The 15,059-nt window shown below is 60.5% G+C and carries 14 protein-coding genes; 10 read left to right on the top strand and 4 right to left on the bottom strand.

Annotation, left to right across the window (positions count from 1 at the left end; all coding sequences use genetic code 11):
* Positions 1-54 precede the first annotated feature (54 nt).
* Together rlmN and AC0L7P_RS01770 are read left to right on the top strand one after the other, a co-directional pair.
* Positions 55-1,227 carry a dual-specificity RNA methyltransferase RlmN gene (gene rlmN / locus AC0L7P_RS01775; protein ID WP_473434220.1) on the top strand — a complete coding sequence of 391 codons (1,173 nt, stop codon included), beginning with the start codon at positions 55-57 and terminating at the stop codon, positions 1,225-1,227.
* 33 nt (positions 1,228-1,260) lie between these two features.
* Positions 1,261-1,698: a hypothetical protein gene (locus AC0L7P_RS01770; protein WP_473434219.1), complete on the top strand. Its 438-nt coding sequence runs from the start codon at positions 1,261-1,263 to the stop codon at positions 1,696-1,698.
* Between the two features lie 9 nt (positions 1,699-1,707).
* On the opposite strand, the gene AC0L7P_RS01765 is transcribed toward AC0L7P_RS01770, so the two are convergent.
* Positions 1,708-2,553, bottom strand: coding sequence for an LOG family protein (locus tag AC0L7P_RS01765; protein ID WP_473434218.1), 846 nt, complete (start codon positions 2,551-2,553; stop codon positions 1,708-1,710).
* Positions 2,554-2,766: 213 nt separating this feature from the next.
* Here AC0L7P_RS01765 and petA point away from each other — a divergent pair, with 213 nt between their 5' ends.
* Genes petA through AC0L7P_RS01750 form a run of 3 tightly spaced genes read left to right on the top strand, consistent with a single transcriptional unit; the run spans position 2,767 to position 5,515 of the window.
* Positions 2,767-3,327, top strand: a complete 561-nt coding sequence (gene petA, locus AC0L7P_RS01760; RefSeq protein ID WP_473434217.1) for a ubiquinol-cytochrome c reductase iron-sulfur subunit — start codon at positions 2,767-2,769, stop codon at positions 3,325-3,327.
* A gap of 11 nt (positions 3,328-3,338) precedes the next feature.
* Positions 3,339-4,682: a cytochrome b gene (gene petB, locus AC0L7P_RS01755; protein WP_473434216.1), complete on the top strand. Its 1,344-nt coding sequence runs from the start codon at positions 3,339-3,341 to the stop codon at positions 4,680-4,682.
* A 17-nt stretch (positions 4,683-4,699) separates the two neighbouring features.
* Complete coding sequence (locus AC0L7P_RS01750) at positions 4,700-5,515, top strand: cytochrome c1 (protein ID WP_473434215.1); 816 nt, start codon at positions 4,700-4,702, stop codon at positions 5,513-5,515.
* Positions 5,516-5,578: 63 nt separating this feature from the next.
* Here AC0L7P_RS01750 and AC0L7P_RS01745 read toward each other — a convergent pair whose 3' ends face one another.
* Entirely contained in the window at positions 5,579-6,805 is a 1,227-nt protein-coding gene (locus AC0L7P_RS01745) for a UbiH/UbiF/VisC/COQ6 family ubiquinone biosynthesis hydroxylase (RefSeq protein ID WP_473435521.1), read from the bottom strand.
* 84 nt (positions 6,806-6,889) lie between these two features.
* Between AC0L7P_RS01745 and AC0L7P_RS01740 the strand changes: the two genes are divergently transcribed.
* The 3 genes from AC0L7P_RS01740 (at position 6,890) to AC0L7P_RS01730 (ending at position 12,502) form a co-directional block, all read left to right on the top strand.
* Positions 6,890-8,218 carry an amidase gene (locus AC0L7P_RS01740; RefSeq protein ID WP_473434214.1) on the top strand — a complete coding sequence of 443 codons (1,329 nt, stop codon included), beginning with the start codon at positions 6,890-6,892 and terminating at the stop codon, positions 8,216-8,218.
* Between the two features lie 117 nt (positions 8,219-8,335).
* On the top strand, positions 8,336-9,517 hold the full coding sequence (locus tag AC0L7P_RS01735; RefSeq protein WP_473435520.1) for an aminotransferase class I/II-fold pyridoxal phosphate-dependent enzyme: 1,182 nt from the start codon (positions 8,336-8,338) through the stop codon (positions 9,515-9,517).
* A 12-nt stretch (positions 9,518-9,529) separates the two neighbouring features.
* Complete coding sequence (locus AC0L7P_RS01730) at positions 9,530-12,502, top strand: DNA translocase FtsK (RefSeq protein WP_473434213.1); 2,973 nt, start codon at positions 9,530-9,532, stop codon at positions 12,500-12,502.
* A gap of 60 nt (positions 12,503-12,562) precedes the next feature.
* Here AC0L7P_RS01730 and dps read toward each other — a convergent pair whose 3' ends face one another.
* Complete coding sequence (gene dps, locus AC0L7P_RS01725; RefSeq protein WP_473434212.1) at positions 12,563-13,042, bottom strand: DNA starvation/stationary phase protection protein Dps; 480 nt, start codon at positions 13,040-13,042, stop codon at positions 12,563-12,565.
* A 181-nt stretch (positions 13,043-13,223) separates the two neighbouring features.
* On the opposite strand from dps, the gene AC0L7P_RS01720 reads away from it, so the two are divergent.
* A complete protein-coding gene (locus AC0L7P_RS01720) occupies positions 13,224-13,835 on the top strand; it encodes a LolA family protein (RefSeq protein ID WP_473434211.1) in 612 nt (203 codons plus the stop codon).
* Here AC0L7P_RS01720 and AC0L7P_RS01715 read toward each other — a convergent pair whose 3' ends face one another.
* Positions 13,836-14,420, bottom strand: coding sequence for a transglycosylase SLT domain-containing protein (locus AC0L7P_RS01715; RefSeq protein WP_473434210.1), 585 nt, complete (start codon positions 14,418-14,420; stop codon positions 13,836-13,838). It abuts the gene before it with no gap.
* Between the two features lie 307 nt (positions 14,421-14,727).
* Between AC0L7P_RS01715 and hspQ the strand changes: the two genes are divergently transcribed.
* Positions 14,728-15,054 (top strand): heat shock protein HspQ, encoded by a 327-nt coding sequence (gene hspQ / locus AC0L7P_RS01710; protein WP_473434209.1) that lies wholly within the window; start codon positions 14,728-14,730, stop codon positions 15,052-15,054.
* Positions 15,055-15,059: the final 5 nt, after the last annotated feature.

Raw genomic sequence — 15,059 nt, 5'->3', positions numbered from 1 at the left:
ATTTCACGCGCGAATCCCATATAGGCAGGACATTCAACCCTCGGAGTGTTTGCCATGCCCGCCCCCGCGCCCATTACGCAGGATCTTTTGACCCTTCCGCGCAAACTGCCCGAGGGCGGACCGCTTAACCTTGTGGGGTTGACGCGCGACGGAATGCGCGATGCGCTGATCGCGGCAGGAACGCCCGAGAAACAGGCGAAAATGCGCACCGGCCAGATCTGGCAGTGGATCTATGAAAAGGGCGTGCGCGATTTTGCCGCGATGACCAACCTGGCCAAGGCCTATCGCACGCTTTTGGCCGAAACCTTTGTGATCGAGATTCCCGAGGTGGTCGAACGGCATGTAAGTGCCGATGGGACGCGCAAATATCTGGTGCGGATCGCTGGGGGGCATGAGGTTGAAACCGTCTATATCCCCGAAGAACATCGCGGCACCCTGTGTATCTCTTCGCAGGTGGGCTGCACTCTGACCTGTTCGTTTTGCCACACGGGCACCCAGCGGCTGGTGCGGAATCTGACGGCAGGCGAAATCATCGGGCAGGTGATGCTGGCACGTGACGATCTGGGTGAATGGCCGGAAACGGGCGGGCCGAACGATGAAACGCGGCTGTTGTCCAACATCGTGCTGATGGGAATGGGCGAGCCGCTTTATAATTTCGAGTCGGTGCGCGATGCGATGAAAATTGCCATGGACCCCGAGGGAATTTCCCTGTCGCGGCGGCGGATTACCCTGTCAACCTCGGGTGTTGTACCTGAGATTGCGCGCACCGCCGAAGAAATCGGGTGCCTTTTGGCAGTGTCGTTTCACGCGACCACGGACGAGGTGCGTGACCGGCTGGTGCCGATCAACAAGAAATGGAACATCGCCGAATTACTGGGGGCCTTGCGCAGCTATCCCAAGGTAAGCAATTCCGAGCGGATCACGTTTGAGTATGTGATGCTGAAGGATGTGAATGACAGTGACGAGGATGCATATCGTCTGATCGAACTGATCCGGGGAATTCCGGCCAAGATCAATCTTATCCCGTTCAACGAATGGCCTGGCGCGCCCTATCAGCGGTCAAGCAACAACCGGATACGGGCGTTTTCCGAGATTATCTTTAACGCAGGCTATGCTTCGCCGGTCCGCAAGCCCCGGGGGGAAGATATCATGGCGGCCTGTGGCCAGTTGAAAAGTGAAAGCGAGCGGGTGCGTAAGGGCGTACGCAGGGAAGCGGCCAAGCTTTAGGTTTTTTTAACCAAACTGCGGTGTGATAGGACCATGGATGTGGTTCTTAAAATGCCGGACGAGATGGTGCAGACGCTGCGCAAGATTGCGTTGTCCGAGGATGTGAGTGTGGGGCAGATCGTGCGCAATGCTGTCGTGCGGGATTTGCGGCGCCGCAGGAGTGCGAAGAGGGACGACAGGACCGATGAGGCGCTCGTCGCTCCCTTGCGGTCGCTTCTCGCTGACGAATTTGCCTTTTCACCAACCTGGAAAGATTTGCAAATCGGTCTCGCCCGCAAGGGATATACCCTGCGTCCGGCCGGGGGTGGGCTTGTGCTTTGCATGGCAGAGACCGGTGCGCGGTTGTGCAAGGGATCGGATCTTGGGTATAGTCATCTGGCGCTGGCCCGCAGGTTCGGAACCCCCTTTCCGGGTCATTCCAATACGTTTCAGGTGCAGCGCCAGTTGCCCGACGCGGCACCTTGCACATGAATTCGCAGATCAGCGCCCGGGGATTTCCTGCCGTTTCGTACCGGCGCCGTCCCAACTGTCGATTGCCTCGATTGCGTCGGCTGCGGTTTCGACAAAGCGGAACAGGTTGAGATCGTCTTGCGAAATCGTGCCCGCTTCGGACAGGGCATCCCAGTTGATGATCCCTTCCCAAAAGGCGCGCCCGAACAACAGGAACGGCACACGCTCCATGCGGCCCGTTTGAATAAGGGTCAGGGCCTCGAACATTTCATCCAGGGTGCCAAACCCTCCGGGAAAGATACAAACCGCCCGCGCCCGCATAAGGAAGTGCATCTTGCGAATCGCAAAATAATGAAAGTTGAAACACAGGCCCGGTGTGACATATTCGTTCGGCGCCTGTTCGTGGGGCAGAACGATGTTCAGCCCGATCGATTGCCCCCCGGCATCCATGGCACCGCGATTGCCGGCCTCCATCACGCCCGGCCCGCCGCCGGTGACGATCACATCGTCATGGCCGCCGGATTCCATCGACCGCAGGGTCATCAGCCGGGCGAATTCGCGGGCCTCGGAGTAATAACGCGACAGGGCGGCCAGGGTTTTCGTGCGCGCACCGTCCGCTTTGGCCGGTTCGGGAATGCGGGCGCCCCCGAACAGCACCACTGTCGATTCGATTCCGGCCTCGGTCAGCAGCAATTCAGGTTTGAGCAGTTCCAGTTGCAGGCGCACCGGACGCAGATCGTCGCGACACAGGAAGGAATCATCGGCAAAGGCCAGTTGATATGAGGGTGCGCGGGTTTGCGGCGTATCCGGGATTTCCCTGGCCTGGCGCATGTCTTCCCGGGCCTGACGAAACGGCGAATTGCGGTGGTCCTTCATTGGTGGGTATCCTGTTGTTGGTGACCCCGACACTTATCTTGGAACGTCAGGCGTGGCCAGAGAACCCTGATTGAGGCAAGATTGCACGATGTGCGGCTTTGTCCGCTGGACGTGCCAATGACTCCCCGCTAAGAAACGGCAGAGAAACAACCTCGCCCAACGGCGGGGCTGTCCTGTATTTGCCCCATTGCGGGCCAGAAGATGGAGAATGCCGTGTCCCACGCTGATGATCCCGAAGGCACGCGCCGCGATTTCTTGTACTATGCAACCGGTGGCGCCGGTGTCGTCGTTGCGGGGGCTGCGGTCTGGCCGCTGGTCAACCAGATGAACCCGTCGGCCGATGTTCAGGCCCTGAGCAGCATCCGGGTGGATATAAGCGGTGTCGAAACAGGCACCCAGCTGACGGTGAAATGGCAAGGCAAGCCGGTGTTCATTCGCCGCCGTACCGAGAAAGAAATCACCGAAGGGCGCGATGTTCCCCTTGCCGATCTGCGCGATCCCACTGCCGAAAATCAGAACCTTGCCGCCGATGCGCCGGCAACGGATGCGAACCGCGCCCTGTCGGAAGACGGTCAATGGTTGGTGATGATCGGCGTCTGCACGCACCTTGGCTGTGTGCCTCTGGGCGAAGCGGGTGATTTCGATGGCTGGTTCTGCCCCTGCCACGGTTCGCACTATGATACCGCCGGACGTATCCGCAAGGGCCCGGCCCCCAAGAACCTCAAGGTTCCCGTCGCACGGTTCGACGACGAATCCACACTTGTCCTCGGATAACGGAGCATAAAATGGCTGGAATCCCGCACGACCATTACGAGCCGAAAACCGGCGGCGAAAAGTGGCTTCACCGTCGCCTGCCGGTTGTCGCGCTTCTTTACGACACGATCATGATCCCCACCCCGAAGAACCTGAACTGGATGTGGATCTGGGGCATCGTCCTGACGTTCTGTCTGGTGCTGCAAATTGTTACCGGCATTGTTCTGGTGATGCATTATACCCCTGACACCACACTGGCGTTCGCAAGCGTCGAACATATCATGCGCGATGTGAATGGCGGTTTCATGCTGCGCTACATGCACGCCAATGGTGCATCGCTGTTCTTTGTTGCGGTGTATCTGCATATTTTCCGGGGTCTTTACTATGGTTCCTACAAGGAACCGCGTGAGGTGACCTGGATCATCGGGATGCTGATTTATCTGCTGATGATGGCCACCGGTTTCCTTGGCTATGTGTTGCCCTGGGGGCAGATGTCATTCTGGGGCGCGACGGTGATCACCGGGCTGTTTGGTGCCATCCCGTTCATTGGCGAATCACTGCAACAATGGCTGCTTGGCGGGCCTGCCGTGGACAATGCCACGCTGACGCGGTTCTTTTCGCTGCATTATCTGCTGCCGTTTGTGATTGTCGGCCTGGTGGCCGTCCATATCTGGGCGTTCCACACGACGGGCAACAACAACCCCACCGGGGTTGAGGTGCGGCGCGGGTCAAAAGCCGAAGCCGAGAAAGACACGCTTCCGTTCTGGCCCTATTTTGTGCTGAAAGATCTTTTCGCATTGGCCGTGGTTCTGGCGGTGTATTTTGCGATTGTGGGCTTCATGCCCAATTATCTGGGTCACCCCGACAACTATATCGAGGCGAACGCCCTCGCGACGCCTGCGCATATTGTGCCCGAATGGTATTACCTGCCGTTCTACGCCATCCTGCGCGCCTTCACGGCGGATGTCTGGGCGGTACAGCTTGCCTCGTTCCTGACCGGTGGGATCGTCGACGCCAAGTTCTTTGGCGTGCTGGCAATGTTCGGTGCGATTTTCGTGATGGCGCTGGCACCCTGGCTTGATACCTCTTCGGTGCGGTCGGGCCGGTATCGCCCGATGTTCAAATGGTGGTTTGCGCTGCTGGCCCTCGATTTCATGGTGCTGATGTGGTGTGGGTCCATGCCCCCGGAAGAGCCATATGCTTCGATCTCGCTGATTGCGGCGGCCTATTGGTTCGCTTACTTCCTGATCATCCTGCCGCTTTTGGGTGTGATCGAAAAGCCGCGGTCGCAACCCGCAACCATCGAAGACGATTTCAATGCGCACTACGCACCGGAGGCCGGGGATAGCAAAGCCTCTGCCGCCCCGGCCGAGTGAGAAAGGACAGCATCGAGATGCTCAAGCAGCTTACCATTGCCGTAACTCTGGCGTTTGGCCTGTCCTCGGGGGCGGCTTTTGCCGCCGGGGAAGAGCCCCATATCCACGATGTGGACTTTTCCTTCGAAGGCCCGTTCGGCAAATACGATCAGAACCAGCTTCAGCGCGGGTTGCAGGTCTATACCGAAATCTGTTCGGCGTGTCATGGATTGGAATTCGTGCCGTTCCGCTCGCTCGGGGATGAGGGCGGCCCGCACCTGCCGGAAAATCAGGTGGCTGCCTATGCCGCCAATATCGACGTGTTCGACCCCGAACTGAGCGATGGTGCGGGCGATTATCGCCCGGCCAAACCCGTTGACCATTTCCCCAAGTCGGGCATGGCAAACGCGCCGGACCTGTCGTTGATGGCCAAGGCCCGCGCCGGGTTCCACGGGCCATATGGTTCCGGGATCAACCAGTTCGTCAAAGGGATCGGCGGGCCGGAATATATCGTCAATATCCTGACGTCCTTCACCGGCGAAGAAAAGGAACAGGCGGGAACGGTCCTTTATGAAAACACCGCATTTCCCGGTGGTTGGATCGGCATGACGCCGCCGCTGTATGATGATGCGGTGACCTATGCCGATGGCCATCCGGCCGACATGCACCACATGGCCGAAGATGTGGCCGCATTCCTGATGTGGACGGCCGAGCCAAAGATGATGGCGCGCAAGCAGGCCGGGTTTGTCGGGGTTCTGATGCTGGTGATCCTGTCCGTGCTTTTGTACCTGACCAACAAGCGGATCTGGGCGCCGATCAAACATCGCCGCAAAGACGGTGTTCCGGCTGAGTGATCTTTGTCTGAGTGACATTCAAAGGCGCGTCCCAAGCGGGGCGCGCCTTTTTGTTTGTGCGGCCTAAAGTGGCCGGCCCTGCAACAGATTGGGTCGGTCACCGGTCAGGCCCGCCGCCTCGCGGATAAAGCGACGGCGCAGGTGGGGCAGGGCGTTGACGGTGCCAAGGCCCAGATCACGGGCGGCGCGCAGCAGCGGGTTGTCGTTGGAAAACAGCCGGTTGAATGTGTCTGTGGCCAGGGCCATAGACGCGATATCGAACCGGCGCCATTGCTGATATCGCTCTAATACATCGGTCCGCCCGATATCTTCGCCGCGCCGTTTTGCCTCGGCCAGCACCTGTGCGAGGGCGGCGATGTCTTTCAGCCCGGCGTTCAAACCCTGTCCGGCGATGGGGTGCATCCCATGGGCGGCATCACCGCACAGGGCCAGGCGTGGCGCGATCATCGACTGGGCAAGGGACAGGGACAGGGGATAGGTGAACCGCGCGCCCGCCAGCGCAATGTCGCCCAGAAAACCCCCAAACCGGGGGCGCAGCACGGCAAGGTATTCTTCGGGTGGCAGGGCGTTGATGCGGCCTGCGGTGGCGTCACGCTCTGTCCAGACGATGGAGCTGCGGTTTCCGGACAGGGGAAGAATCGCCAGCGGCCCTTCGGGCATGAAAAGTTGATGCGCCACACCGTTGTGCGGGTGTTCGTGGGCGATGGCCGCAACCAGCGCGGTCTGCCCATAGCTCCAGCCCGTGTGGCGAATGCCGGCGCGCCGGGCGGTGCCGCTGGTGCGCCCGTCACAGCCGATCAACAGCCCGGCGTTGATTGTGCTGTGATCGTCAAGGGTGACAGTCACGCCGGTGGGGTCAACCATCTGGGCCGTGACGCTGCGCCCGGAAATCGCGGTGATTCCCGGCGTCGCATCAAGTGCGTCGAGAAGGCGCGGACGCAGGTGGCGATCCTCAACCATATGGCCCATGGGGCCTTCCTCGATTTCACTGTGATCGAATTCCAACACAAAAGGCGATGGTCCTTCGCCCGCGCGTCCGTCACTGACCTTGATGTCCAGAATCGGCTGGGCAACCTCGCGCAGCCCGTCCCACAGCCCCAGCGCGCGCAGCATTGCGCAGGACGAATGGGCAAGGGCATAACTGCGCCCGTCAAATGCCGGATCGGCACGGGTTTCGCGCGGTTTGCCGTCGATAAGCGTTACACTGAACCCGCCACTGGCCAAAGCCAGGGCCAGTGTTGCGCCGTTCAAACCGCCGCCTGCGATCACGATATGGGTGTCGGTATTCATGCCCAAAGAAATGGAGCAGACGGCGGCCATTGTCCATGCGCCCGACTGCCGCTAGCGTCGTCGCGACAAACAAGGGGGCAGGTGATGGCTGATTGGCTGAACATGACGGCGGGTGATTTGGGGCGTGGGATCGGGGCGGGGCAGATTGACCCGCTGGCGCTGTGCGACGCGTATCTTGCAGCCATCGAAACCCATCAGTTCACCCCGCGCATTTATGCCCGCACCACCCCCGACCGCGCGCGAAGTGAGGCCCGCGCCGCCCGCGATCGCGCGCAGGCGGGACGGCGCCTGTCGCTGCTGGATGGTGTTCCGATTTCGTGGAAAGACCTGTTTGATACCGCTGGCGTTGCCACCGAGGCAGGATCGGCCCTGTTGCGAGGGCGGGTGCCGGTGCGTGATGCGCAGGTGTTGCGCAACGCCGGGGCTGCCGGGTTGGTCTGTTTGGGCAAAACGCATATGACCGAACTGGCGTTTTCGGGGCTTGGCATGAACCCGGTCACCGCATCGCCCCCCTGCATCAACGATCATGGGGCGGTGTCGGGCGGCTCGTCCTCGGGGGCGGCAACCAGCGTGGCGTTCGGGCTGGCGGCCTGTGGTATCGGGTCGGATACGGGCGGGTCGGTGCGCGCGCCGGCGGTCTGGAACGATCTGGTGGGGTTGAAAACCACCCTCGGCCGGGTGCCGGTGGAAGGTGTCGTGCCGCTTTGCCCCAGATTCGACACGATCGGCCCCCTGTGCCGCTCGGTTGAGGATGCGGCGCTTATGCTGGCCGCGCTGGAGGGTGGCGCGGCGCCTGACCTGACCGGCGCCGACCTTGCCGGTGCCCGTTTCATGGTGCTTGAGACAATCGCCATGGATGATCTGGCGCCCGAAGTGGCGGCGGGATTTCAGAGCGCGGTTGAACGGTTGCAGGGTGCCGGCGCCATTGTGACGCGATGCACGATTCCCGAAGTGGACGAGGCGATGGCCCTGTCCGGCACGTTGTTCGCCCCCGAAGCATACGGTGTGTGGAAAGACGTGATCGAGGCCAACCCCGAGGCGATGCACGATCAGGTGCGCGAGCGGTTTCGCGGCGGCGCCAGGGTCAGCGCCCCCGATTATGTTGCCGCCTGGCGCACGATCGAGCGATGCCGCGCGGCATATGCCGCTGCCACTGCGGGTTTTGACGCGGTGTTGTTGCCCACCTGTCCGATTCTGCCACCAAATCTGGCCCGGCTGGAAAACGAATCCGATTACTTCGTCAATGCCAATCTGATGACTTTGCGCAACACACGCATCGGCAATCTGATGGGGCTGGCGGCACTGACCCTGCCCACGGGCCTGCCTTCGACCGGGATCACCCTGCAAAGCGGGCCGATGAGCGAACATCGCTTGTTGCGTCTTGGTGCTGCGGCCGAACGCGCCTTGGCCTGAAAGACACACCCGGCGCGCCAAACTGTGGAAATGGCGGGGCTTTTTCTGGACCGGGTGCGCGCGCCTGCGCTATCGTCCCCTCAAAGGGGCGACATGACCCCGAATTTTGAGGCACCGATGCAATACCCCCAGAGGTTTTCGAACCTGCCTGAGTACGCGTTTCCGCGTCTGCGGAACCTGCTGGACGTCCATACGCCCGGCGGAACGCCTGTTCACATGACGATCGGCGAGCCGCGTCATGAATTTCCGGCATGGGTCGTGGATGTGATCGCCGAACACGCCGCCGGATTCGGCAAATACCCCCCGAACGATGGCGCGCCCGAACTGCTGAGCGCGATTGCCGGGTGGGTGCAGCGCCGTTATGGCGTGGCCTTGGATGCGGCGACTCAGGTAATGGCGCTGAACGGCACCCGAGAGGGGCTGTTCAACAGCGCGATTGCCCTGTGCCCCGAGGTAAAGAATGGCAAGACGCCGGTGATTCTGGTGCCCAATCCGTTTTATCAGGTCTATGCCGTGGCCGCCCTGGCTGTTGGGGCCGAACCTGTCTATGTGCCGGCCACTGGCGCCACCGGATTTTTGCCCGACTATGGCGCGCTGCCCCGGGATGTGCTGGATCGGACCGCCATTGCCTATCTCTGTTCGCCGTCCAATCCGCAGGGCGCGGTCGCAAGCCGCGAATATTGGCGGGATCTGATCGCACTGGCCGAAAAACACGATTTCCGTGTTTTCGCGGATGAGTGTTATTCCGAGGTTTACCGTGATACCGCGCCCGTGGGGGCGTTGCAGGTGGCCCGGGAAATGGGCGCCGACCCGGACCGGGTGGTGGTGTTTCATTCGCTTTCCAAACGGTCGAACCTGCCCGGGTTGCGGTCGGGGTTTGTGGCCTCTGGGGCCGGCAATCTGAAAGCGTTGAAGCAACTGCGCAACTATACCGGTGCGCCGCTGCCCCTGCCGCTTCAGATGGCGGCGGCGGCGGTGTGGAACGACGAAACACATGTCGAGGCAAGCCGCGCACGGTATCGCGGCAAGTTCGACATCGCAGATCAGGTGTTTGCAGGTATTCAGGGCTGTGGTGCGCCCGAGGCCGGATTTTTCCTGTGGTTGCCCGTGGACGATGGCGAAGCGGCAACCGTGAAACTGTGGCGCGAAACAGGGGTCCGGGTGCTGCCGGGGGCCTATCTTGCGCGGGATGTGAACGGGACCAACCCCGGACATCAATATATAAGGGTCGCGCTTGTGGCCCCGGAACAAGAAATGCAGCGCGGGCTTGAACAGCTTCGCGACTGTCTCTTTACGTGAGGACGGACGAGTATGGCCTATCAGACCAGACAGCGTGACCCGCTTTTTGACAGCAACACACAGGCAGCGCTGGAACGGCGTGGCAAGGAATTGCTTGGCATGGCGCTGCTTGCGGTTGGGGTTCTGGTGGCGCTTTTGCTGGGATCCTATGTTCCGAATGACCCGTCGTGGTTTTCTGTCACCAGCGAACCCGCGCAAAACCTGCTGGGCCGGTTTGGGGCGTCGATTGCGGCGCCGCTGTTCAACATTGTGGGTTGGGGCGCCTGGGGTTTTGTGGTGGTGTTTATGACTTGGGGCGTGCGGTTTGTTGGCCATTTTGGCGATGATCGGGCATCGGCACGCCTGATATTCGCGCCTTTGGCAATTGCCCTGGCGTCGGTCTATATCTCGACCCACGAACCACCTGCCGGGTGGGCCCATTACTTTGGGCTGGGCGGGTTGTTTGGCGATACGATTTTGGGTGCCGTTCTCGGGGTTGTTCCGGTCAAGGCGACGTTTGGTCTGAAATTGATGGCGTTTTTCATGGCCATCGGAACACTGGCCATGGGGGCCTTTGTTCTGGGGTTCACCCGGCCTGAACTGCGCCATATCGCCAGTTTCCTGATCCTGTCGGTGATCCGCAGCTATGACATGATCATGAATGGCCTGGGGCAGGGGGCCAAGGGATTGGGCAAGGGCGCGGTTGTGGGGTTGCGGGCTGCGCATACCGCCTCGTCCTCCATGGCTGAAAAACGGGCCGTGTCGCGCGCGGCGGCGGCCGAGGCGGCAGAAATGCGCGCCCAGCTTGATGCCGAAATGGCACAGCCAGTGCCGCAACCCGAGGCGCCGCGCCGCACCCCGGTTTTGCGCGCCGCGCGTCACGATCCGGCACCCGTGGAAAATGACCCATACGGCGTGTTCGACGACGACGAAGTGATTGAGACCGCACCCAAACCTTCGTTGTTCACGCGCCTGCCGAACCTGTTCAAACGCCCCGCGGAACCCGATTATGTTCCGCAGGATGTGGCCGAAGACTATGATGTGGTGCCCGAGGTGGGGGATGACCGGATCAAGGCAAAGATTGCCGACGTGATCAAATCACGGATCCGCGCGCAGCCGATCCTGACGGCAGGTGCCGGGGCACGGGCCGAACCGCCGATGCGTGGGCGCCATCCGCGCGGCCCGCAACCGATGATCCTTGATACCGCTCCGCGTTTGCCCGCCGAACCGCCGCTGCACGCGCCAACCCCGGCGCCGGTATCGCGCGCAGCGGTTGAGGTTGAGGAAGATGCCGCATTGGCCGCCGCGCCGATGCCCGAGCCCGAGCTGGTCGCGCCACAACCCACCCCCGCCCCGGCGCCCCCGGTGTTTCGTTCGGCCCAGAGCGAAGCACCGAAAAGCGTGGTGCAGCACCCGCCGAAAAAGCCCGTTCAACCCAGCAAGCAGGCCCGGGCCGAGGCTCAGCCTGCCCTGCAATTCGAGGACAAATACGCCGCCTATGAATCGCCGCCATTGAACCTGCTGACCAGTCCCGACACCGTTACCCGTCATGTCCTGAGCGACGAAGCGCTGGAAGAAAACGCGCGGATGCTGGAATCGGTGTTGGACGATTACGGTGTGAAAGGCGAAATCGTGTCGGTCCGCCCCGGCCCCGTGGTTACGATGTATGAGCTTGAGCCGGCGCCGGGCCTTAAAGCCAGCCGCGTGATCGGGCTGTCCGATGATATTGCGCGTTCCATGTCGGCGCTTTCGGCCCGGGTTTCGACGGTGCCGGGGCGCAGTGTGATCGGGATCGAACTGCCCAATGTGAACCGCGAAATGTGCGTGCTGCGCGAAATTCTGGCGGCGCGCGATTTTGGCGACAGCTCCATGCGCCTGCCGTTGGCCCTGGGCAAGGATATCGGTGGCGATCCGGTGGTCGCGAATCTGGCCAAGATGCCGCACCTGTTGATTGCCGGGACGACGGGTTCGGGTAAATCCGTGGCAATCAACACCATGATCCTGTCCCTGCTTTACAAGCTGACCCCGGAAGAATGCCGGATGATCATGATCGACCCCAAGATGCTGGAACTGTCAGTTTACGACGGCATTCCTCACCTTCTTTCGCCTGTCGTGACCGACCCGAAAAAGGCGGTCGTGGCCCTGAAATGGACCGTGGGCGAGATGGAAGAACGGTATCGCAAGATGTCGAAGATGGGGGTGCGCAACATCGAAGGCTATAACGGTCGGGTGCGCGAAGCCCTTGAAAAAGGCGAAATGTTCTCGCGTACCGTGCAGACCGGGTTTGACGATGACACGGGCGAACCCGTGTTCGAAACCGAAGAGATCCAGCCCGAGATCCTGCCGTTTATCGTTGTCATCGTCGATGAGATGGCCGACCTGATGATGGTGGCAGGCAAAGAAATCGAGGCCTGCATTCAACGTCTGGCACAGATGGCACGGGCCTCGGGGATTCACCTGATCATGGCCACGCAGCGCCCCTCGGTCGATGTGATCACCGGCACGATCAAGGCCAACTTCCCCACCCGGATTTCGTTTCAGGTGACATCGAAAATCGACAGCCGCACCATTCTGGGTGAAATGGGCGCCGAGCAGCTTTTGGGCATGGGTGACATGCTTTACATGGCTGGCGGGGCCAAGATTACCCGCGTTCACGGGCCATTCTGTAGTGATGAAGAGGTTGAGGAAATCGTCAACTTCCTCAAGGGGTTCGGCCCGCCTGAATATATGTCGGGGGTGATCGAAGGCCCGGACGAGGACAAGGAAAGCAGCATCGACGCGGTGCTGGGTCTGGGCGGTGACGGCAACAGCGAAGATCAGCTTTATGATCAGGCCGTTGCGATTGTCATCAAGGATCGGAAATGTTCGACCAGCTATATTCAGCGCAAGCTGGCCATCGGTTATAACAAGGCCGCGCGCCTGGTGGAACAGATGGAGGACGAAGGCGTCGTTTCATCCGCCAACCACGTGGGGAAACGCGAAATTCTGGTGCCGGAACAGCATTGATCGCGTGATAAGACAACAAAGGCCCGGGCGCGCCGCCCGGGCCTTTTGCGTGGCGGTTGGTTATGCTGGCGCGTTCGAGCCGATGAACCACGCGTCTTTGTCCACAGCGCGGCTTACCTCGGTGAACAGATCTTCGGTACCTGCATCACCGGCATCGGCAGCCTCGTCTATTGCTTTGCGCAGGCTTTCGCCCACGGCCAGGAACCGCTCTTTCAACGCGGCGACATGATCGGAAAGTGGCTCCAGATCGGTGGGATAGGCCGAAAGGGTCGAGTGTTCCGCGGCCTCTTCCAGTGTGCCTTTGGCATGGCCCCCCAGAATAACAGCGCGTTCCGCCATCAGGTCGGCGCCATCGCGAAGACGGTCGGCCACATCATCCAGCAGTTCGTGAACCCCGATATATCCGGGGCCTTTCAGGTTCCAATGGGCCTGTTTCACGGCCATGGTCAGGGCGATGGTATCGGCCAGACGGGCGTTCAGCAGGTCGATCATCTTGTGGCGGGTTTGGTCGTTCAATCCGGCGATGAATGCTTCGGGCATTACAGGGCTCCTTTTACTTCTGTGCGTCATGGGGCGGGGTGTTTTCGCCCCCGGTTATTGCGATAACGCACAACCATTGGCGCGGTTCCGCCGATCAATATCGCGCCGATGTTATTGCCTGTCCTTGGCACCGGGCGCACCCTGCCCCTATATGAAAGGCAACCAACGCATGAGGACGACGATGTTGAACAGACGCAGATTTCTGGCCGCCGGCACGGCCGCCACGGCCCTTGCGACAGGCGCCCCGGCCATGGCCAAGACATCGCTGGGCGCGCTTTCGGCCTATCTGAACAAGTTGCAGACGGCGGTGGCCGATTTCACGCAGGTGAATGATGACGGCACCATTTCAACGGGCAAGATCTATATCAAACGGCCCGGACGATGCCGGTTCGATTATAATCCGCCGGAAAAAACCCTGGTGATGGTGGGGGGCGGTCAGGTGGCGATTTTCGATGCGAAATCCAACGCCGTTGAACCCGAACAATACCCCCTGTCGCGCACACCGCTGAGCATTATCCTTGAGCGCAACGTCGATCTGGCCCGGCGCAACATGGTGGTCGGCCATCGCGAAGACGGGCCGAAAACCATTGTCGTGGCCCAAGACCCGGAAAACCCCGAATACGGCAGCATCGAATTGGTGTTCACCGCCAACCCGATCGAGCTGCGTCAGTGGATCATCACCGATGGGGCGGGCGCCAGAACCACGGTGATTCTGGGCAATATGAAAACGGGGGGCAACCTGTCCTCAACGCTGTTCAATATTCCATACGAGGTGGGACAGCGCCGGGGATGATCAGATTTTTCGGCAGGACCGAAGCTGAACATCATAGGTGACGGCGCGGTTCTGCACCTCGCCGGCCACCCTTAACAGCCACGGTTTGCTGTTATAGCTTTGGCGGGAAAATCCGGTGCGCCCTTCGTGATAGGCCAGATATTGACTGCGCGCGTCGGCCTTGGAAATGCCCAGCCGCCGATTGGATTCGTGCATGTACCAGCCCATGAAATCGGTGGCATCCCGGATATCGTCGCGCTTTGCGCGGCGATTGCCCTGAATATCCTTGTATTCCTGCCAGGTGGCATCAAGGGCCTGAGAATAACCGAACGCGCTGGATTGCCGCCCCATGGGAATGATCCCGAGGGCGTATTGGTGCGGTGTTCGCGCATTGCCGATAAATTTGCTCTCCTGATAGATCGTCGCCATCTGCACGGCGACGGGGATGCCCCATTTCCGCTCAGTGGCTTTCATCGCCCTAAGGTATTTCGGACGCTGATCGACGATCGAACAGGCGTTATCCAGGTTTCGGGGCGCCTCAAAATCGCGGCTGCCGCAGCCAGCCACGAAAACCAATAGAATCAGGGCGCGAAGACGTCTGCTCATCTGCCTCTCGCTTTTTTTATCGTTTTGTTGTGGATAACCTAGCTGAAACTCGCGCCGGGGTGAAATGAAAATCCCCGCGCGTTCCGATCACAAACGCAAGTGTGACCGGAAGGGCAATCATCACCAGCGGCGCAGCAAATGACGTGTGATACAGCCCCGGCGTGTGACGCCGCCAACAGGAACACGGGGGCGGCCACGTCAAAGACTGTTAAAATTAGGTTCACAGACTGTTTCCCCGATTCTCGGGAGGTTCCATGGACAACGCAGGGCGGAATTGATTATTAACGTGTGTCAGGGGGACGACTCTATGCTTAAAACTCGCGCCAAATATCATTTGGGTCAGGTCGTGCGCCACCGGAAACATCCGTTTCGCGGTGTGGTGTTTGATGTCGACGCGATGTTTGCCAATACCGAGGAATGGTACGATGCCATTCCCGAAGACAGCCGCCCCAAAAAGAACCAGCCGTTTTACCACCTGCTGGCCGAAAACGACCAAAGCTATTACGTCGCCTATGTGTCAGAGCAAAATCTGGTTGCCGATTATTCGGGCGAACCGGTGGACCACCCGGATCTGGCTGATTTATTTGGCGATTTTCGCGATGGGGCCTATCCTCTCGATTTTCAGATGAACTGAGCCTG

This window comes from Oceaniglobus sp. K40-3, assembly GCF_055808395.1.
This window is presented reverse-complemented; position numbering and strand designations above follow the sequence as displayed.